This window comes from Quisquiliibacterium transsilvanicum (assembly GCF_014202215.1).
Lineage (GTDB): Bacteria > Pseudomonadota > Gammaproteobacteria > Burkholderiales > Burkholderiaceae_E > Quisquiliibacterium > Quisquiliibacterium transsilvanicum.
In genome coordinates this window covers 313594-332413 of record NZ_JACHGB010000003.1, presented here as the reverse complement: position 1 = coordinate 332413, position 18820 = coordinate 313594, and the positions used below count along the sequence as shown (strand labels likewise).

Annotated in this window: 21 protein-coding genes; 5 read left to right on the top strand and 16 right to left on the bottom strand. The window is 70.4% G+C overall.

Translation table 11 applies throughout. From position 1 onward, the window contains the following. Positions 1-16: 16 nt before the first annotated feature. The 5 genes from pstA to HNQ70_RS08060 all read right to left on the bottom strand — a co-directional run bounded on the left by pstA (position 17) and on the right by HNQ70_RS08060 (position 5583). Positions 17-865 carry a phosphate ABC transporter permease PstA gene (pstA, locus tag HNQ70_RS08080; protein ID WP_183966137.1) on the bottom strand — a complete coding sequence of 283 codons (849 nt, stop codon included), beginning with the start codon at positions 863-865 and terminating at the stop codon, positions 17-19. An 11-nt stretch (positions 866-876) separates the two neighbouring features. Continuing rightward, entirely contained in the window at positions 877-1887 is a 1011-nt protein-coding gene (gene pstC, locus HNQ70_RS08075) for a phosphate ABC transporter permease subunit PstC (RefSeq protein ID WP_183966135.1), read from the bottom strand. A 93-nt stretch (positions 1888-1980) separates the two neighbouring features. Continuing rightward, positions 1981-3021: a phosphate ABC transporter substrate-binding protein PstS gene (gene pstS / locus HNQ70_RS08070; protein ID WP_183966133.1), complete on the bottom strand. Its 1041-nt coding sequence runs from the start codon at positions 3019-3021 to the stop codon at positions 1981-1983. A gap of 244 nt (positions 3022-3265) precedes the next feature. Continuing rightward, a complete protein-coding gene (locus HNQ70_RS08065; RefSeq protein ID WP_183966131.1) occupies positions 3266-4390 on the bottom strand; it encodes an acyl-CoA dehydrogenase family protein in 1125 nt (374 codons plus the stop codon). Between the two features lie 17 nt (positions 4391-4407). Further along, a complete protein-coding gene (locus tag HNQ70_RS08060; protein WP_183966129.1) occupies positions 4408-5583 on the bottom strand; it encodes an acyl-CoA dehydrogenase family protein in 1176 nt (391 codons plus the stop codon). Positions 5584-5705: 122 nt separating this feature from the next. Between HNQ70_RS08060 and HNQ70_RS08055 the strand changes: the two genes are divergently transcribed. Then, positions 5706-7124 carry a phospholipase D-like domain-containing protein gene (locus HNQ70_RS08055; protein ID WP_343060688.1) on the top strand — a complete coding sequence of 473 codons (1419 nt, stop codon included), beginning with the start codon at positions 5706-5708 and terminating at the stop codon, positions 7122-7124. A 104-nt stretch (positions 7125-7228) separates the two neighbouring features. Here the strand turns inward: HNQ70_RS08055 and HNQ70_RS08050 are convergent, their stop codons facing one another. Genes HNQ70_RS08050 through HNQ70_RS20170 form a run of 4 tightly spaced genes read right to left on the bottom strand, consistent with a single transcriptional unit; the run spans position 7229 to position 9005 of the window. Further along, positions 7229-7948, bottom strand: a complete 720-nt coding sequence (locus tag HNQ70_RS08050; RefSeq protein ID WP_183966127.1) for an ABC transporter ATP-binding protein — start codon at positions 7946-7948, stop codon at positions 7229-7231. Next, complete coding sequence (locus tag HNQ70_RS08045; protein ID WP_183966125.1) at positions 7945-8388, bottom strand: PaaI family thioesterase; 444 nt, start codon at positions 8386-8388, stop codon at positions 7945-7947. The genes HNQ70_RS08050 and HNQ70_RS08045 overlap by 4 nt, the downstream gene beginning before the upstream one ends. Positions 8389-8395: 7 nt before the next feature. Beyond that, positions 8396-8716: a HigA family addiction module antitoxin gene (locus tag HNQ70_RS08040; protein ID WP_183966122.1), complete on the bottom strand. Its 321-nt coding sequence runs from the start codon at positions 8714-8716 to the stop codon at positions 8396-8398. A 10-nt stretch (positions 8717-8726) separates the two neighbouring features. After that, positions 8727-9005: a type II toxin-antitoxin system RelE/ParE family toxin gene (locus tag HNQ70_RS20170; RefSeq protein ID WP_183966120.1), complete on the bottom strand. Its 279-nt coding sequence runs from the start codon at positions 9003-9005 to the stop codon at positions 8727-8729. Positions 9006-9328: 323 nt separating this feature from the next. Here HNQ70_RS20170 and HNQ70_RS08030 point away from each other — a divergent pair, with 323 nt between their 5' ends. The 3 genes from HNQ70_RS08030 (at position 9329) to HNQ70_RS08020 (ending at position 10590) form a co-directional block, all read left to right on the top strand. Continuing rightward, positions 9329-9562 carry a TA system antitoxin ParD family protein gene (locus HNQ70_RS08030; RefSeq protein ID WP_183966118.1) on the top strand — a complete coding sequence of 78 codons (234 nt, stop codon included), beginning with the start codon at positions 9329-9331 and terminating at the stop codon, positions 9560-9562. Further along, positions 9559-9840 (top strand): type II toxin-antitoxin system RelE/ParE family toxin, encoded by a 282-nt coding sequence (locus HNQ70_RS08025; protein WP_183966116.1) that lies wholly within the window; start codon positions 9559-9561, stop codon positions 9838-9840. Before HNQ70_RS08030 ends, HNQ70_RS08025 begins: the two co-directional genes overlap by 4 nt. Before the next feature lie 78 nt (positions 9841-9918). Then, on the top strand, positions 9919-10590 hold the full coding sequence (locus tag HNQ70_RS08020) for an SOS response-associated peptidase (protein WP_183966114.1): 672 nt from the start codon (positions 9919-9921) through the stop codon (positions 10588-10590). A gap of 255 nt (positions 10591-10845) precedes the next feature. Here the strand turns inward: HNQ70_RS08020 and moaC are convergent, their stop codons facing one another. Then, positions 10846-11328: a cyclic pyranopterin monophosphate synthase MoaC gene (gene moaC / locus HNQ70_RS08015; RefSeq protein WP_183966112.1), complete on the bottom strand. Its 483-nt coding sequence runs from the start codon at positions 11326-11328 to the stop codon at positions 10846-10848. A gap of 109 nt (positions 11329-11437) precedes the next feature. Between moaC and HNQ70_RS08010 the strand changes: the two genes are divergently transcribed. Continuing rightward, positions 11438-12943 (top strand): M48 family metalloprotease, encoded by a 1506-nt coding sequence (locus HNQ70_RS08010; RefSeq protein ID WP_183966110.1) that lies wholly within the window; start codon positions 11438-11440, stop codon positions 12941-12943. A 6-nt stretch (positions 12944-12949) separates the two neighbouring features. On the opposite strand, the gene HNQ70_RS08005 is transcribed toward HNQ70_RS08010, so the two are convergent. The 6 genes from HNQ70_RS08005 to HNQ70_RS07980 form a co-directional block, all read right to left on the bottom strand. Next, positions 12950-13516, bottom strand: coding sequence for a DUF2946 family protein (locus tag HNQ70_RS08005; protein ID WP_183966108.1), 567 nt, complete (start codon positions 13514-13516; stop codon positions 12950-12952). After that, positions 13509-14573 (bottom strand): YheT family hydrolase, encoded by a 1065-nt coding sequence (locus tag HNQ70_RS08000; protein WP_343060686.1) that lies wholly within the window; start codon positions 14571-14573, stop codon positions 13509-13511. The genes HNQ70_RS08005 and HNQ70_RS08000 overlap by 8 nt, the downstream gene beginning before the upstream one ends. A 24-nt stretch (positions 14574-14597) precedes the next feature. Continuing rightward, positions 14598-15038: a YybH family protein gene (locus HNQ70_RS07995; protein ID WP_183966106.1), complete on the bottom strand. Its 441-nt coding sequence runs from the start codon at positions 15036-15038 to the stop codon at positions 14598-14600. A gap of 33 nt (positions 15039-15071) precedes the next feature. Next, positions 15072-16592, bottom strand: a complete 1521-nt coding sequence (locus HNQ70_RS07990) for an AMP-binding protein (RefSeq protein WP_183966104.1) — start codon at positions 16590-16592, stop codon at positions 15072-15074. Positions 16593-16674: 82 nt separating this feature from the next. Beyond that, positions 16675-17640 carry a lysylphosphatidylglycerol synthase transmembrane domain-containing protein gene (locus HNQ70_RS07985; protein ID WP_183966102.1) on the bottom strand — a complete coding sequence of 322 codons (966 nt, stop codon included), beginning with the start codon at positions 17638-17640 and terminating at the stop codon, positions 16675-16677. Between the two features lie 133 nt (positions 17641-17773). Further along, on the bottom strand, positions 17774-18772 hold the full coding sequence (locus HNQ70_RS07980) for a glycosyltransferase family 2 protein (protein WP_183966100.1): 999 nt from the start codon (positions 18770-18772) through the stop codon (positions 17774-17776). Between the last annotated feature and the right edge of the window lie 48 nt (positions 18773-18820).

Here is an 18820-nt window from a genome sequence, read left to right as displayed (position 1 = left end):
TCGTGGATCCCGGTCGTCAGGCCTGGACTTTTTCGCGGAACAGGACGCGGGCGGCGATGTTGATCGCCAGGACGATCAGCGCGATCAGCGCGGCGCCGCCCCAGGCGAGGTCCTGCCAGTTTTCGTAGGGGCTCATCGCGAAGTTGTAGATGACGACCGGCAGGTTGGCCATCGGCTTGGACATGTCGGCGTTGAAGAACTGGTTGTTCAGCGCGGTGAACAGCAGCGGCGCGGTCTCGCCGATGATGCGCGCCACCGCGAGCAGCACGCCGGTGATCACGCCGCCGCGGACCGCGCGCAGCGTCACCGACAGGCTCACCTTCCAGCGCGGCGCGCCCAGCGCGAAGGCAGCCTCGCGCAGGCTGCCGGGCACCAGGTTCAGCATGTTTTCCGTGGTGCGCACGATCACCGGCACCGCGATCAGGCCGAGCGCGATCGATCCGGCCCATCCCGAGAAGTGCTTCACCGTGGCGACCGCCACCGCGTAGACGAACAGGCCGATCACGATCGACGGCGCCGACAGCATGATGTCGGTGACGAAGCGGGTGATCGCGCCGAAGCGCGAGCGCTTGCCGAATTCGGCGAGGTAGATGCCGGCGAGGATGCCGATCGGCGTGGCGATGATCGTGGTGATGCCGACCATCATCAGGCTGCCGACGATGGCGTTGGCCAGCCCGCCGCCTTCGGTGCCCGGTGCGGGGGTGGATTTCAGGAAGAAGTCCGCGCTGAACGCGCCCAGGCCCTTGTAGAACAGGGTCCAGAGGATCCAGGTCAGCGCCGCCAGGCCCAGCACCATCGACAGGCCGGACAGGCCCATGCCCATGGCGTTCACGACCTTGCGGCGGCTGTAGATGCCCTTGTCCATTGGGGTCGTCCTCAGTTGCCGGCGCGCATCGCGCTGCGCTCGGTGAGCCACTTGGCAAGTCCGAGCACCACGAAGGTGATGAGGAAGAGCAGCAGCCCGAGCGCGAACAGCGACGGGATGTGCAGCGCCGGGTCGGCCTCCGCGAATTCGTTGGCCAGCGTGGACGCGATCGAGTTGCCGGGCGCGAACAGGCTGCTGGCCATCCGGTTGGCGTTGCCGATCACGAAGGTGACCGCCATCGTCTCGCCGAGCGCCCGGCCCAGGCCGAGCATGATGCCGCCGATGACGCCGATGCGCGTGTACGGAAGCACGATGTTGCGCACCACCTCCCAGGTGGTGCAGCCAATGCCGTAGGCGGACTCCTTGAGCACCGGAGGCACCGTCTCGAAGACGTCGCGCATCACCGAGGCGACGAACGGGATGACCATCAGCGAGAGCACCAGGCCGGCGGTGAACACGCCGATGCCCAGCGGCGGTCCGGCGAACAGCGGCAGCCCGGTGGCGATGAACAGCGGCTGCACGTACTCCTGGAACAGCGGAGCAAGCACGAACAGGCCCCAGAAGCCGTAGATGATCGAAGGCACGCCAGCGAGCAGCTCGATGGCCGTGCCCAGAGGGCGGCGCAGCTTCAGCGGGCAGGTCTCGGTGAGGAATACCGCGATGCCGAAGCTGATCGGCACCGCGATCAGCAGGGCGATGGCGGAGGTGACCAGGGTGCCGTAGATGGCGATGACCGCGCCGTAGACGTCGTCGGCGGGGCTCCACTTGGTGCCGATCACGAAGGTGGGGCCGTATTCGCGCAGCGCGGGCCAGGCCTCGATGACCAGGGACACCATGATCCCCATCAGCACCACGAGCACCAGCGCAGCGAAGCTGAAGGTGATCCCCAGGAAGATGCGGTCCTGCCTGGCGAAGGTGCGGATCCGTGCGGCGATGGCGTCCTGGTTCATGGAACTCTTCGCATGTTCGATTTCGCGCGCAGGTGCCAGCGCGTTGGTGGATGCGTCCGCCAGATGGTTCATCGGGGATCGTTCCCTGGAATTTTATTGGAAACGAAGCGGCGGAGCCGTTTGCTGGCTCCGCCGCGAGACGGGTTCCGGCGGGCGCCGGACCGCTCAATTGCCCAGAACAGGCTTGCCGGAAGCGTCCTTGATCCCCGCCCAGGTGGCTTCGACCTGCTTGACCAGGCTGGCGGGCAGCGGCACGTAGTCGAGATCGAGCGCAAGCTTCTGGCCGCTGTTCAATGCCCAGCGGAAGAACTTCAGCGCCTCGGCGGACTGCGCCGGCTTGTCGGCAACCTTGTGCATCAGGATGTAGGTCGCGGACGTGATCGGCCAGGCCTTCTCGTTCGCCTGGTTGTTCAGGCTGATCCCGAAGCCCGGGGCCTTGGACCAGTCGGCGCCGTCGGCAGCCGCGGCGAAGGCGGTGTCGTCGGGCTGCACGGTCTTGCCGGCCTTGTTGATCATCGCCACGTGCGTCATCTTGTTCTGCTTGGCGTACGCGTATTCCACGTAGCCCACCGAACCGGCGATCTTGGTCACGTTGGCGGCGACGCCCGCGTTGCCCTTGCCGCCCACGCCGCTCGCCCAGTTCACGGTCTTGCCTGCGCCAACAGCCTTCTTGAACTCGGGATCCACCTCATCGAGGTAGTAGGTGAAGCCCGCGGTCGTGCCCGAGGAGTCGGAACGGTAGACCAGGGTGATCGGATCCGACGGCAGCTTGACGCCGGCGTTCAGGGCGGCGATCGCCGGGTCGTTCCACTTGGTGATGGCGCCGCGGAAGATCGCGGCCAGCACCTTGCCGTCGAGCTTCATCTGACCTGGGGCGATGCCGGGCAGGTTCACCACCGGCACGATGCCGCCGATGACCGCCGGGAACTGCAGCAGGTTGTTCTTGGCGAGGTCCTCGCCCTTGGTGGGGTCGTCGCTGGCGCCGAAATCGACCGTCTTCGACAGGATCTGCTTGACGCCGCCGCCCGAGCCGATGGCCTGGTAGTTCAGGCTGTTGTTCGTTGCCGCCTTGTAGGCTTCGGCCCATTTGGCGTAGACCGGGGCGGGGAAGGTGGCGCCGGCGCCGGTGATGTCGGCCGCCTGGGCGGAGAGGACGGCCGACAGCGAGAGGACGCTGCCAGCGAGAAGTCGGGTGATCGTGCTCATGCGTTCTTTCCCTTTCGAGGAGTTGAGCGCGCAGGCTAAGCGTCGCGTGTGACGGCTTTATGACAGAGGGAAGAGGGAAGAGGGAAGAGGGAAGAGGGAAGAGGGAAGAGGGAAGAGGGAAGAGGGAAGGGAGAGCGCGGGTGTCATCGTCTTGTCATCGTGTGACGACGACGCACTTGCCGGGGCGGCGAAGGAGTGTCGGCAGCGTCCGGCCCCGCGCTGCGGCGCGGGGCCGGGCGGGCCATCAGGCCGCGAAACGAGCCAGGTAGTAGTCGGCGTCGCCGAAGCTCTGGCCGATCATGGTCAGGCGCTTGAAGGCGTGGCTCACCTTCATCTCCAGGGTCATGCCCATGCCGCCGTGCAGCTGGATCGCCTCCTGGCCCACCAGGCGGGCGTTGTCGGCGATCTTCACGCGGGCCGCGGCAACGGTGCGCCGGCGCTCCGCTGCGTCGCCGGTGTCCAGCCTGGCGCAGGCCAGGAAGGTGATCGAGCGGGCCTGCTCGGTGGCCACGTTCATGTCCACCAGCCGGTGCTGCAGCGCCTGGAAGGAGCCCAGCGTGACGCCGAACTGCTTGCGGGTCTTCAGGTAGTCCAGCGTGGTCTCGCAGGCGAACTTCATCGCGCCCACGGCCTCGGCGCAGAGCATCGCCGAGGCGAAGTCAAGCGCCTCGTCCAGGGGCTCGAAGCCGCCGCCCTCGGCGCCCACCAGCGCGTCGGCACCGACCTTCACGCCCTTGAGCGTGACGTCAGCGGCGCGCATGCTGTCCTGGGTCCGATAGGATTTCATGCTCACGCCGGCAGCCTTGGCGTCGACCACGAAGAGGCTCAGGCCGGCGGTGTCGCCCGGCTTGCCGGAAGTGCGCGCGGAGACCACCAGCTTGTCCGCCATCGGGGCGCCCAGCACCACCACCTTTTCGCCGTCGAGCACCCAGCCGGCGCCATCGCGCTTGGCGGAGGTAGCCACGGCCAGCTCGAAGCTGGAGCCGCGCTCCTGGTGAGCCAGCGCGAGGCGGATCTTTCCCTCGACGGCGCCGGCCAGCACCGCCTGCTTCTGCGCCTCGCTGCCGGCGCGGTCAAGCACGCGGCCCGCCAGGCAGGTGCTCGCCAGGAAGGGCTCCACCACCAGCGCCTCGCCGAGCGCCTCCATCACGCCGACCATCTCCGCGGCCGGGCTGCCGAAACCGCCGGCCTCCTCGGACAGCGGCAGGCCCAGCAGGCCCAGCTCGGCGAAGGTGTTCCACAGCGCCGGGCTGTAGCCCTCGGCGGACGCCACGATCTTCTTGCGCGACTCGAAGTCGTACTGGCTGTCGAGCAGGCGCTTGAGGCTGTCGGTGAGCTGCTGCTGTTCGTCGTTCAGTTGGAAGTTCATCGTTCTTGTCTCCCGGCTCACAGGCCCAGAACGGCCTTGGAGTAGATGTTGCGCTGGATCTCGTTGGAGCCGGCGTAGATCGAGGTCTTGCGGTAGTTGAAGTAGCGCGCCGCCAGCGAGGCGGTGAAGGCGTCGAAGCCGTCGTAGTCGACCGGTTTGAAGGCCTGCGCCATCGGGCCAGCCGCCTGCATCGTCAGCTCGGTGAGCGCCTGCTGGATCTCGGTGCCCTTGATCTTGAGCATCGCCACTTCGGGGCCGATGTTGCCGGTGCGCATCATCTCGTCGAGGAAGCGCAGGTTGGTCACCTCCAGCGCCATCAGCTCGATCTCGACGCGGGCCAGGCGGTCGGCGAAGCGGGTGTCCTCGGCGAGCGGACGGCCATTGCGCATGGCCTTGGCGGCCATCGCCTTGAGCTTGGCCAGCTCGCGCTTGGAGCCGCCGATGCGACCGGTGTTCAGGCGCTCATGGCCCAGCAGGTACTTGGCGACGGTCCAGCCCTTGTTCTCTTCGTAGACCAGGTTCTCGGCGGGAACCTTGACGTTCTCGAAGAACACCTCGTTGACCTCGTGGCCCTCGTCGAGGAGGATCAGCGGGCGCACCGTGATGCCGGGGGCGTTCATGTCGATCAGCAGGAAGCTGATGCCTTCCTGCTTCTTCGCATTGGGGTCGGTGCGGACCAGGCAGAAGATCCAGTCGCCGAAGTGGCCGAGCGTGGTCCAGATCTTCTGGCCGTTGACGATGTAGTGATCGCCCTGGCGCTCGGCGCGGGTCTTGAGCGATGCCAGGTCCGAGCCGGAGCCGGGCTCGGAGTAGCCCTGGCACCAGAACACCTCGCCGTTGTAGATGCCGGGCAGGTGACGCTTCTTCTGCTCGTCCGAGCCGAAGCGGATCAGCACCGGGCCGCACATCGTCATGCCGAATGCGACGATGGGCGGGGCGCCCGCGGCTGCGCACTCTTCCTCGAAGATGTAGCGCTGAACGGCGTTCCAGCCGGTGCCGCCGTGCTCCACCGGCCAGGCGGGCGCGACCCAGCCCTTCCTGGCCAGGATGCCGTGCCAGCGCAGCAGGTCTTCCTTGCCCAGCTCTTCGTAGTTGAGCACCTTCTCGCGAAGGTCGGCGGGGATGTTCGCGTCGAGCCAACCGCGTACTTCGTCGCGGAAGGCGAGATCTTCTGCAGAGTAATTCAGGTCCATTTCGGTGGTCTCTCTGTCTCGCTTCGGTGAGGCCATGAGCATATATCATCCGATTGAGCTGCCAGAATCGGGAGAGTCGCCATGCCCAACGGCCCCAGCGCCGTCCTTAGCCCCCGCGCACGGTGACCTGGACCGGGCTCGCCGAGTGGTTCCCGCTGCACGGGCTGCTGTCGGCGATCGGGCTGCTGGTCTACACGGTGGGCTCGCACGCCCTGCACCAGCGCAGGCACCCGTCCGCAGCGGTGGGCTGGGTGCTGGCGCTGCTGCTGGTCCCGGAGGCGGGGCTGCCGCTCTACCTGCTGTTCGGCACCCGCAAGCTGCCCAAGGCCCAGGTGCGCCATCCCGCGCGCCGGGCGGAGGCGGACGGCGCGATCGCGCCGCGCTGGGCGCAGCAGCTCACCGCCTCGATGGGGCTGGCGCCGCCTGCCGGATATCGAGCGCTTCGCGTGCACCGGGACGGGGCCGAGGCGGCGCAGGCGCTGTTCGAGGTGATCGGGGCGGCGCGCGAGCGCCTGGATGTCTGCACCTTCATCCTGGGTCGTGACCGCTTCGCCTCAGAGCTGGTCGATCGGCTGGGTCAGCGCGCCCGGGAGGGCGTGCAGGTGCGGCTGATCGTCGACGGGGTGGGGGCGCTGATGGGCGGGCGGCGCGACTTCTCGGAGGTGCAGGCGCAGGGGGTGCAGGTGGTCCGCTTCGTGCCGCCGTTCCGCTCGCCGCTTAAGTGGCCGCTGCGCGGGCGGACCAACCTGCGCAATCACCGCAAGCTGGTGGTTGCCGACGGGCGCTGGCTCTGGAGCGGCGGGCGCAACCTTGCCGGCGAGTACTTCATGGGGGAGTCCGGCCGGCCCGCCTGGGTCGACCTCAGCTTCGACCTGCAGGGCGACGTCGCCGCGGAGGCGGCAGCGGTCTTCGACGCCGACTGGCGCTTCGCGCTCGATCCGCGCCAGGCCGCGATGGGGCCCGCGGGCGCCGGTCCCGACGGCTGGCCTGCGGCGGCGACCGTGCCGCCCGCGGCGCAGCTGCTGCCCAGCGGCCCGGACTACGCGGACGACACGGTGCACACGCTGCTGGTCACGTCCTTCCACCGCGCGCGCGATCGCATCGTCGCGGTCACCCCCTACCTGGTGCCGGACGAGAGCCTGCTGTCGGCGCTGGTGATGGCCGCGCGCCGCGGCGTCACGGTCGACCTCGTCATGCCGGCGCGTTCCAACCACCGGCTCGCCGACATCGCCCGCAACCGCCCGATGCGCGACCTGGCCCGCGCCGGCGCGCGGCTGTGGCTGTCGCCGCAGATGATCCACGCCAAGGCCGTGGTGATCGACGAGCACATGGCGCTGGCGGGGTCGGTGAACCTCGACAGCCGAAGCCTGTTCCTGAATTACGAGCTGATGACCGTCTTCTACGCGCCGGAAGACATCGTGCGCTTCTCGGGCTGGATCGACGCGCTGGCCGCCGGCGCCGCGCGCTACGAGGCGCGGCCCGCCGGGCTGGCCCGCCACGTGGGCGAGGGCCTGGTGCTCTGGCTGGCGTTCCAGCTTTAGCGGGACGCGCGCTTCCGCGTGTCGTTCCGTGTGTCGTTTCCCGCGTCGCTCCGGGCGTTGCTCCGGGCGGGCGTGCTCCGGCCGCAGCCGTCAGCCGTCAGCCGTCAGCCGGCGGCCCGCAGTGCAGCCGCGTCGCGCGGCTCCTGGCGAGCGTCCGACACGATGGCCCCGTCGCGAAAGCTCAGCACCCGCCCAGCGAAGGCTGCGATGTCGGCCTCGTGCGTGACGAGCACGACGGTGATGCCGTCGCGGTTGAGCGACTGCAGCAGCGCCATCACCTCCACGCTGGTGCGGGAGTCCAGCGCGCCGGTGGGCTCGTCGGCGAGCACCAGCACCGGGTCGTTGACCAGCGCGCGGGCGATCGCCACCCGCTGCTGCTGACCGCCGGAGAGCTGGCGCGGATGGTGGTCGACGCGGTCGCCAAGCCCCACCTGGTCCAGCCGGCGCCGCGCGCGCTCCAGTCGCTCCCTGCGGGCAAGGCCGCCGTAGAGCAGCGGCAGTTCCACGTTCTCCAGCGCCGAGGTGCGCGCCAGCAGGTTGAACTGCTGGAAGACGAAACCGATGCGGCGGTTGCGGATCGCGGCGAGACGGTCCTCGTCCAGCCCCTCCACCGCTTCTCCGGCCAGCTCGTAGCGGCCGGAGTCCGGCCGGTCGAGGCAGCCGACCAGGTTCATGAAGGTGGACTTGCCCGAGCCGCTGGGCCCCATCACCGCGACGAACTCGCCCGCGGCGATGTCGACCGAGACCTCGCGCAGCGCATGGACGACGGTGTCGCCCATGGCGTAATGCTTGCTGAGGGAGCGCGTGCGGATGATGTGGGTCATTCGGGATCCGTCGTCCGGATTGCGCCGGACGACGGGCGCTCCCTCGGAATGACATAGCTGCCCACGACATGGGCGACCGGCTCGTCCATGCCCTCGGAGAACAGCGAGACCTCGCCCACGGCGAGCGTGCGGCCCACCCTCAGCAGCCGGCACTCGGCCACCAGCGCCCGGTCCGCCGGCGGGCGCCGCAGGAAATTGATGTTCATGTTCGAGGTGACCGCGTGCGGCGTGATCCCCAGCGTTGCGTGGATGGCCACGTAGAGCGCGGTGTCGGCCAGCGCCATCAGGGTCGGGCCCGACACCGTGTCGCCGGGGCGCAGGTCGTCCTGGGTGACCGGGCGGCGGATGGTGGCGCGCTTGCTGCCGGCCTCGACGATCGTGAAGCTGCTCGCGGGGAAGGCGTGCGACATGAAGGCGGAGATTTCTTCTTTCGTCGACATGGGTCTCTTACGTGCGATCGGTCGTCGGGGGTACGAATCGCGGCTCGACGCGCTTGCGGATCTCGTCGCGGGTCGGCAGGGTCTTGAGGTCGAATGCCGCCTGCAAACCCATCCAGGACTCCGCATCGCCCCCGAAGTATCGGGCGAGACGTTCGGCAGTGTCGGCCGTGATCGACCGCCGCTCCTTGGCGATCTCGTGGATGCGCGTTGCGGGCACTCCCAGGGCAAGCGCCAGCGCATTGACGCTCATCTCGAGCGGCACGAGAAAATCCTCACGCAGGATCTCACCCGGGTGCACCGGGCGCATGCGATTGATCGGTCGGTTCATCTTGAGCTCCTCAGCGGTAATCGACGATCTCGACCTCATCCGGCCCCGCCTCGGTCCAGACGAAGCACAGCCGGAACTGATCGTTGACGCGGATGCTGTACCGGCCTTTCCTGTCGCCACGCAGGGCTTCGAGCTGGTTGCCGGGAGGCGACCGCAAGAACTCCAAGGTTTTCGCGGAATCCAGCTGGGTCAGCTTGCGCACTGCAACGTCCTTGAACGCACGGAAGCGACGCGGGGAGCCGCCTTCGAACAGAGCCTGCGTCTGCTTGCATTTGAAGGAAAGGATCACGGCAATGATATTACGTGTGCCGTAATACGTAAAACGGGATATTCCTGCAAGAGCGCAGCGGAAAGGCCCGGATCGTGGACGTCTCGAGTGCGCTTCCGGCCGAATGCCGCCACCATCCCGAAACATCGACGGTGTGCGAACGACGGTCAAGTCGGCCATGAGGAGGGGGCGCGAGGCGGCCCGCGCGTCAAGCCTGCCCCGCAATGACGGCCGGCTGTGTCCGGGGTGTTTAGAGCGCTCGCCGGATCGGCGTCGGAAGGCGTTTTGCCACTTTTGTGGTAATTTCGCCTCCGTCAGGAAATCACGCTCATTCGGAGACCGTCGTGGCCGCCTCGACCTCCATCCGCATCGATCAGACGCTCTACGAGCAGGCGCGCAGCGAAGCGCAGGCAGAGCACCGCACCATCGCCGGGCAGATCGAGTACTGGGCCAAGGTCGGGCGCGCTGCGCTGGACAACCCCGACCTGCCGGTGAGCTTCATCGCCGAGTCCCTGGCCTCGATGGCCGAGCCGCGCGAAGATGCAACGCCCTTCGTGCCCCGTTCGCGGCTCCCGTGAGCTGGGCACTGAAACAGACGCGCCGCTTTGCGCGCGCCTACAAGAAGCTCGACGACAACGTCGCCAGGGACGTCGATGCAGCCACCGGAGTCGTGGCGGCCGATCCGACGGTCGGTGAGCGCAAGAAGGGCGACCTGGCGGATCTGTTCGTCTACAAGTTCCGCAGCCGCCATCAGCTCTACCTGCTCGGGTACACCGTCGACAACGACGTGAGGCTCGTCTACCTGGAAGCGATCGGTCCGCACGAGAACTTCTATCGCGATCTCAAGCGGGGGTAGCGCTCGCTGCTCTCACCGAGGATCCGGTGTCCCCTGGGCCCTTCGCCGCTACGTCAACGCGACCCGCTGGGAGGCGCAATGTGCAACCGATACGTAAGCCCCGGGCAGGCCGACATCGAGCGGTTCTTCGAGATCGGCCGGCGCAACCCGCCGATGCCCTGGCCGCGCGAGATCTTCCCGCGCGCGCCGGGCCCGTTCGTCCGCGCCGACCGCGACGGCCACCGCGAACTCGTCGTGGGCCGCTGGGGTCTGATCCCGCACTTCGCCAGGTCGCCGGACGTCCGCTACTCGACGAACAATGCCCGCGGCGAGGAGCTCGCCCAGAAACCGACGTACCGCACGGCCTGGGCGCGCGGCCAGCGCTGCATCATCCCGGCCGTCAGCTTCGACGAGCCGAACTGGGAGACCGGCCGCAACGTCTGGTGGCGCTTCCGGCGCGCCGACGGCGAGCCCTGGGGCTTGGCCGGGCTCTGGAATGCCTGGATCGACCGGGCGACCGGCGAGATCCACGAGAGCTACACGATGCTCACGATCAACGCGGACGGCCACCCGCTGATGGGCCGCATGCACAAGCCCGACCCCGCACTGACCCCTGACCAGCAGGACAAACGCAGCGTGATCCCGATCGAGCGGGCGGACATGGAGCAGTGGCTGATGGGGTCTTCCGAGGATGCGCGGGCACTGATGCGGGCGCCGGAGGTGGAGTTGTTCGACGCCGGGCCGGTCGCGCCAGCAGCGCGCTCAGGCTAGCCGCCCAGGCTCATCCGCTGCGCCCGGCCGCTGCCATTCTCTGCGAATGGCCAGCTTCCAGCCCCACACCGATCCGCGTCCCTGCCGCTACTGCCACTGGCTGTTGGCGCTGGAGGAGCATGCCGGCACGGCCCTGTGCGGTCGCGGCGGCCGCGTCACCCGCCATTGGCCGCCGGCGGGCGGCTGCACCTTCTGGGAACGGGAGCCGGGCAGCGACGATGATCTGCAAGCCCCGCGCGCTTGCGAATCAGCGCACTACGTCCCCGCCACGAAACTCCCCGATTTCCCCCCGTGCTTCTCCAGCACCCGCACCTCCTCGATCACCATGCCGCGGTCGGCAGCCTTCAGCATGTCGTAGACGGTCAGGAGGCCGACCTGCACCGCAGTAAGCGCCTCCATCTCCACGCCGGTGCGGCCCTCGCATTCCACGCGCGCGGTGCAGGTCACCGTGGACGCGGCGGCGTCCGTGTCGAACTCCACCGCGACGCGGGTCAGCGGGATGGGGTGGCACAGCGGGATCAGGTCGGCGGTGCGCTTGGCGCCCTGGATCGCGGCGATGCGGGCGATGCCCAGCACGTCGCCCTTGCGCGCGGAGCCCGAGCGGATCAGCTCGAGCGTCGCCGGCTTCATGCGGATGCGGCCGCTGGCTACGGCCACGCGGCGGGTGACGGCCTTGTCGCCGACATCCACCATGTGGGCCTGGCCGGCGGCGTCGAAATGGGTGAGGGGAGTGCTCATCGCAGGGGGCTCGCGGACGGGCGGCTATCATAGCAACCGACGGTGACCGGTCCGGCGCGTCCGTGCCTGCCGGTGTCAGGGAGCGCGGCTGCGCTCCACTCAGAGGGACATGCAGATCTTCATCGAACCGAAGCGGCCGGCGCGCCGGCGGCAACGCGCGCTGTGCGTTGCGCTGGCCCTGCTGCTGGGGCTGGCGCCGCCCGCGGCGCTGGCGCAGGCGGACAACCTGCCACGGCTGGGCGACGCGGGCGCCGAAGACCTCTCGCCGGCGGCCGAGCGTCGCCTGGGCGAGCGCATCATGCGCGATCTGCGCCGCGACGCGGCGGTGTCCGGCGACGTCGAGATCGGCGACTACCTGAACCGCCTGGCGGCGACGCTGACGGCGTCGGCGCAGGGGCATTCCTTCGAGCTCTTCCTGGTCAGCGATCCGTCGCTGAACGCGTTCGCGCTGCCCGGCGGCTACATCGGCGTGCACACCGGCCTGATCGTGGCCGCCGAGACCGAATCCGAGCTCGCCTCGGTGGTCGCCCACGAGATCGGCCACGTCACGCAGCGGCACATCGCGCGCATGCTCTCCGGGCAGCGGCAGACCACGCTGGGCACGCTGGCGGCGGTGGTGCTGGCGGCGCTGGCGGCGCGCTCCAATCCGCAGGCGGCGGCCGGCATCGTGACGATGGCGGCGGGCGCGCAGAAGCAGCAGATGCTCGCGTTCTCGCGCGACGCCGAGCGCGAGGCTGACCGGGTCGGGCTGGACACGCTGCGCGGCGCGGGCTTCGACCCCAACGGAATGGTTTCGTTCTTCGGCAGGCTGCAGCAGGCCACGCGCACCTACGAGAGCTCGGCGCCGGCCTACATGCGCAGCCACCCGATGACCGTCGAGCGGATCGCCGACATGCAGACGCGGGTCCACGAGGGCCGCTACCGGCAGCATCCGGACTCGCTGGAGTTCCGCCTGGCGCGCGCGCGGCTGCGCGCGCAGGGCGACGGCAGCGTGGACGCGCTGCGCACCGAGCGCGCCCGCTTCGAGCGGCAGCTGCGCGACCGCACCACGCATGACGAGACAGCTGCCTGGTTCGGCGTGGCAGTCGGGGCGCTGGCGCAGCGCGACTACCCCGCGGCCGAGCGTGCCATCCAGGAGACCCGTCGCCGCCTTCCCGAGGGGCATCCCTTCGTGGAGCGGCTGGCGGCGCAGGCCCGGCTGCAGGCGGGCGACGCCGCGGGTGCGCTGGCGATGGCGAAGGCTGCCGCCGCGCGCTTCCCCGCGGCGCGGGCGCTGGTGCACCTGCAGGCCGAGGCGATGATCGCGGTGCGCGACCATCGCGGCGCGGTGGCCTTCCTCGAAGAGCGGCTCGCGGTGACCCGCGCCGACGCGGCGCTCTGGCGGCTGATGGCCCGCGCGCGCAGCGGCCTGGGCGAGACGGCGCTGGCGCACCGCGCCTCGGCGGAAGCCTATGCGCTGGATGGGGCCTGGCTGGCGGCCGTCCAGCAGCTGGAGCTCGCGCGCAGGGCCGGCGGACTGGACTTCTACGCGGCCTCGCAGCTGGACGCGCGCATCAAGGTGCTGCAGGCGGAGTTCACGCGGGAGCAGGAGGACGCGAAGGCCGGCCTTCGCTGAGGGTGCTCATGCAGGCCTCGGTCGGCGATCGAAGCGCGGCGCCCGTCCATCGTCCCAGGCCTGCACCGGCAGCCTGCGGCCGAGGATGTTCAGGCTCAGGCCGGGGCTTCCCTCGACCGCGCCCTCGACTTCCGCCAGTTCCAGCGCCGCGAGATCCAGGTCATGGATCGCCCCGGGACCCAGGTCGGTGTCCAGGATCAGCTCGCCTTCCGGAGAGCTCCAGGCGGCATCCACCCGGCCCACGGAATCGCCTGTGTGCGCCACCAGCCGAGCCTCGCCGCCCGCGCCCAGCACCCGGAGGACCAGCGGCGCGACGTCCAGGTCGACGAACACCCGCTGCGGGCCGTTCTGCCAGAACCAGCGGCCTTGCTCGTCGCTGGTGTAGTTGCGGCAGATGAAGTCGACGATCTGCGGGCTGGTGATCTCGCTGCCCAGCCCGTGCAGGGCCTCGTCGAAGCCGGGCTGGCCGCGGTCCACCAGCATCCAGTGGCCGCGGCGGTCGAGCCGCAGCCAGCCGTGCACCGCTGGCACGTCGGGCCAGCGGGTCATGGCCTGCAGGACGAGATCATCCATGGGCGTGCGCTCCTGTGGGCGTTTCGGGGTCGGCGCGCGCCGTTCCGCCGGGTTGGTCGCGGCCCGCCGGCCCGGTCGCCGTGGGCAGGTGCGCAGCGAGGAAGCCGAGGACCCGTTGCGGCAACCAGTCGAAGCGGCCGGGAAAGCCGCCGCCGAGGAAGCCGACGTGTCCCCCTTCGCCGGGGTAGTCGAGCTGCACGAAGCGCGAGACCTCGGTGGCGGCGGCCAGCGCCCCGGCGGGAAGGAAGGGGTCGTTCAGCGCGTTGATGACGAGGGTGGGCACGCGCACCCCGCCGAGGAACTGGCGGCACGAGCTGCGCGCCCAGTAGTCGTGACAGCTTGCGAAGCCGTGCATCGGCGCGGTGACCGCGTCGTCGAAGCCGAAGAAGTCGCGCGAGGCGAGCATGCGCTCGCGGTCGAAGAGCCCGGGATGCTGGGCCAGCTTGGCCAGGCTCTTGCGCTTGAGCGTGCGCAGGAAGTTGTCCATGTAGACGCGGTTGAAGCCGCGTGACAGCGCTTGCGCGCCCGCGGCGAGGTCCTGCGGCGGCGAGATGCCGACCGCCGCCGAAACGAAGCTGGCGGCGTCCCCTCGCTCGCCCAGCCACTTGAGCAGCGCGTTGGCGCCCAGCGACACGCCGGCGGCAAGCAGCGGCGCTGCGGGCGGGCGGGTCGCAGCGAAGCGCCGCAGGATCCAGTCGATCTCGTCGGAGTCGCCGGAGTGGTAGGCGCGCGGCGCGCGGTTCAGCTCGCCGCTGCAGCCGCGGAAGTGCGGCACCGCGCCGTGCCAGCCGCGCTGGACTGCCGCTGCCATCAGCACCCTGGCGTAGTGGCTGCCCGAGCCGCCTTCCAGTCCGTGAAAGAGCACCAGCAGCGGCGCGTCCTCGCGCGGCTGCTCGGGCTTCGCGAAATCGACGTCGATGAAGTCGCCGTCCGGCGTGGTCCAGCGCTCGCGGCGCATCGCCACGCGCGGTGCGGGCGCCGCGACGGCGGGCCAGATGGTCTGGGCGTGGGGTCCGCGCAGCCAGGCGGGCGGGCGGTATCGGTCGTGGCCGGACACGGTGCGACTCGCGGGACTGCGCCGTCAGTGCAGCACGGCAGGGGGGTCCATGGGCGCCGGAGCGGCGCCTTCGGATACCGCGGCCGCATGGTGCAGCAGGACGCGCCAGCCGGCAGGGGTCTTGGCGTACACGTTGGTGGCGACGCACTCGACGATCCGCGTGCCGCCCGGGCCAGACACCAGCACCTTCTCGACCAGGTTGTGCACGGCCAGCGTGGCGCCCAGCTGGCTGCGGACGTCGCTCGGCCGGACGTCGACACCGCCGTGCGCGAACATCGCAGTGAAGCCGTCGCGGATGGCGGCGATGCCGACCAGGCGCGCGCCGTTGGGATGCACGCAGACCGCGTCCTCGTCGTCCAGCCACAAGGCCATCATCGCGGCGAGGTCGCCGCGCTGCATGGCGTCGTAGAAGGCCTCCTCGGCGGCTTCGACCGAGGCGGTGGCGATTGAGGTCGGGCGTTGCATGACGGGGTTCCTCGGGAAGCGGAGTTTATGCGATCAGCCGTCGCCGTGCGCCTTGCGGATGGCGGCGCGGTCGGGGGCGCCGCCCGCGGCGCGCGGCAGGGCTTCGACGAAAATCACCCGCTTGGGCTTCTTGAAGCGCGCGATGCGCGTCCCGACGAACTCGATCACCAGCCGCTCGTCGGGAGGCGCGGCGCCGGGCCGGCAGGCGCACACCGCGCGCACTGCCTCGCCCCATTCGGCGTCGGCCACGCCGAACACCACGGCCTCGGCGATCGCCGGGTGCTCGAGCAGCACGCGCTCCACCTCGGCGGGGTAGACGTTCTCGCCGCCCGGCTTGATCAGCTCCTTGGCGGGCGTGCGGCCCTCGAACCAGAGGTAACCGTCCTGGTCGAAACGGCCCAGGTCTCCGGTGTGATGCCAGCCGTTGCGGAAGGCCTCGCGGGTGTCGGCCTCGAGATTCCAGTAGCCGAGGAAGACGGTGGGACCCCGCACCACGATCTCGCCGCTGTGCCCGGCGGGCAGTGGGCGGTCCAGCTCATCGACCACCGCCACCTCGGTGAGCAGCGCCGGCCGGCCGGCCGCGCCCGGGCGATCGCGGAAGCGCGCCAGCGTCGCCATTCCGGAGACCTCGGACTGGCCGTAGCCGGACCAGAAGTCCGCCTGCGGGCAGGCGGCATGGAAGCGGGCGATGGTGTCCGGCGTGTCCAGGCCGCTGATCGCGCGCAGGCTGGAGAGATCGGCGCCTTCGTCGGCGGCCGCGTCGAGGATGGCGCCGAGCATCGGCGCGAACTCGGAGAAGACGGTGACCTTGTGCTCCGCGATCTGGCGCGCCGCGGCCTTCGGGTCGAAGCGCGCCGAGACCAGCGTCCTGCCGCCGGCCTGCAGCATCGCCAGGAACTGCCCCAGCCCGGAGACGTGGAACAGCGGCAGCATGCCGAGCCCGACGTCGTCCGGTCCCAGCCGCCAGCGGTTGATCAGCTGCATCCCGGCGGCCAGCAGGCCCGCATGCGAGAGCAGGGCGCCGCGCGGCAGCCCGCCCACGGCCGCGGTGTGGATGATCACGAAGCCGTCGCCGGCCTCGGCGTGGGGCGCGTCGCAGTCGTCGCCCGCGTCCAGCAGCGTCTCGTAGGGCTCGAAGCCCTCTTCGGCGCGGCCGTAGCCATGCAGGGCGGCCAGTCCGGGGCAGCGTTCGCGCAGCGTGGCGAGCGCGGGCTGGTACTCGGGATCGGCCAGCAGCAGCCTGGGCGTGGTGTCGGTCACCGCGTGCGCCATCTCCTCCGCGCTCAGGCGCCAGTTCACCGGGACCACGATCGCGCCCAGCCGCGCGGCGGCAGCGTACAGATCCAGGTACTCGGGGCGGTTCTGCGCCACCACCGCCACCCGGTCGCCGCGCGCCACCCCTGCGCGCGCCAGGCCGGCGGCCAGCCGGCGCGCGCGCGCGGCGTACTGCGCGTGGCTGTGCGCCGTGCCGTCGAACACGAAGGCAGTGCCGGCGCCGGACCAGCGCGCATTGCGCTCGATGACGCTCCAGAGGGTGAAGTCGCGGATGCCCATGGTCTGTCTTCCTGTCGTGTGGTTCCGTGCGGTCCGATCGCCGCGGCCCGGCTTGCGAGCCGGAGAGGATAGCCCCAAGGCATCAGCGCGGCTCGACTGCCTCGCTGCGCGCGCCGCCGCTCATCCACCCGCCCAGCGCCTGCACCAGCGCATAGGCCCCGTAGACGACCGAGCCGGTGACCGCCACCGCGGCAGGGGTGCCGAGCGCGCCCAGCGTGATTGCCGCGGCCGCCTCGCGGGTGCCCCAGCCGCCGAAGCTCACCGGCAGCGTCGCCATCAGGAAGATGGGCACCGCCGCGACTGCCACCGCCCAGGCGGGAAGGTCGGCGCCGAGCGCGCGCAGCGCGCACAGCAGCGCGCCCGCGGAGAGCAGCTGCACCGCGGCGGAGAGGAGCGCCTGCAGCGCGTAGGGGCCGGACAAGCCGCGCCGGGCGAGCGCCGCGCGCAGCCGCCCGAGGCGACCCGCGCCATCGCGCACTGGCGCGCGCAGCGCCAGGCTCAGCGCCAGCCAGGGCAGGACGAGCATCGAGATTGCCGCCAGCAGGGCGGCGGGCGCCGGGCCGATCGGCATCGCCGCCGGCCAGGCGCCGGCGATCGCCGCCGCTGCGGGCGTGCCGGCCTCCCTGAGGCCCTGCGCGAGCGCCAGTGCGCCGAGCACGATCAGCATCCACAGGCCGCTGATCCGGTCGAGCAGTACCGAGAGTCCCGCTTCGAGGCCGGGATGGCCTAGCGCGCGCAGGCGCCAGGCGCGCAGCACGTCGCCGCCCACCACTGCGCCGGGCAGCAGCGCGTTGACCGCCACTCCCTGGAAATAGACCCTCACCGCCCATCCCGCGGGGGCCCGCATTCCCAGCCAGTCGCACAGCGCGCGCCAGCGCAGCGCCGAGACCAGGTTCGCCGCGATGGCGCAGGCCAGCCCCGCCAGCAGCCAGCGGGGGTCGGCGCCGGACAGCGCGTCCCAGACCCGGCGCGGTCCGGCCAGCGCGATCGCCGCGGCCAGCAGCAGTGCAGCGGCCGGGAGCCGCAGCAAGCGCAGCGCCCGCTTCATCACAGCGCCTGCTTCATCACGGCGCCCCTTTTCATCGGCGCGGCCGCTTCATCGGCGCGGCCGCTTCATCGGCGCGGCCGCTTCATCGGCGCGCGCGATTCATCGACGAGTCCCGTTCATCGTCTCGTCACCCTCAACGCGCAGGCGGCAGGGACCGCGGCGGCGCCGCCGGGCGCACGTGGTACTGCGGTCGCAGCCCGCCCGCGTGGTACAGGCGGATCAGCAGCTCGCCGGTCAGCCCCGCGACGATCAGCTGCATCCCTGCGAGAACGAGGATCACCCCGGCCAGCAGCATCGGCCGCTGGCCGATGTCCTCGCCGGCCAGCTTGAGCACCAGCAGCCAGCCGAGCATGCCGAGCCCAGGCGTCAGCATCCACAGGCCCAGCCCGCCGAAGGCGTGCAGCGGCCGCTGCCGAAAGCGCAGGAAGAAGACGATCAGGATCAGGTCGAGGATGACCCGGAAGGTGCGGTCGATGCCGTACTTGGACTTGCCGCGGGTGCGCGCATGGTGGCGCACCGGGACCTCGACGATGCGTGCACCGGCTTCCTTGGCCAGCGAGGGGATGAAGCGGTGCAGTTCGCCGTAGAGGCTGATGCGCTCGATGATGTGCCGACGGTAGGCCTTGAGCGCGCAGCCGTAGTCGTGCAGGTGGACGCCGGTGAGGCGGGAGATCAGCCGGTTGGCGATCGCCGACGGCAGCCGACGAGACAGCGCCTTGTCCTGGCGCTGCTCGCGCCAGCCCGAGATCATGTCCACGTCCGGATCGGACTCGAGACGGTCCACCAGCGCGGGGATGTCGGCGGGGTCGTTCTGAAGGTCGCCGTCCAGGGTCACGATGTAGCGGCCGCGGGCGCGCTCGAAGCCCGCCTGCAGCGCGGTGGACTGCCCGTAGTTGCGGGCCAGCACCACCGGCGCCAGCCACGGGCGCGTGCCGGCCAGGTCCAGCAGCAGCCGGTCGGTGCCGTCGGTGGAGCCGTCGTCGACACAGACCAGCTCGAAGGAGTGGTGCGTGGCGGACATCGCCTCCCGGACGCGTTCGACCAGGTCGGCCAGGTTCTCCACCTCGTCATAAAGCGGGATGACGATGGAGACGTCGGGGTCGGGGTCGGCGTCGTCGGCGTGCGGAATCATGGGGACAGGGGCTCTCGCGTTCAGTCAGAATACGCGCCGCGCTTCCGC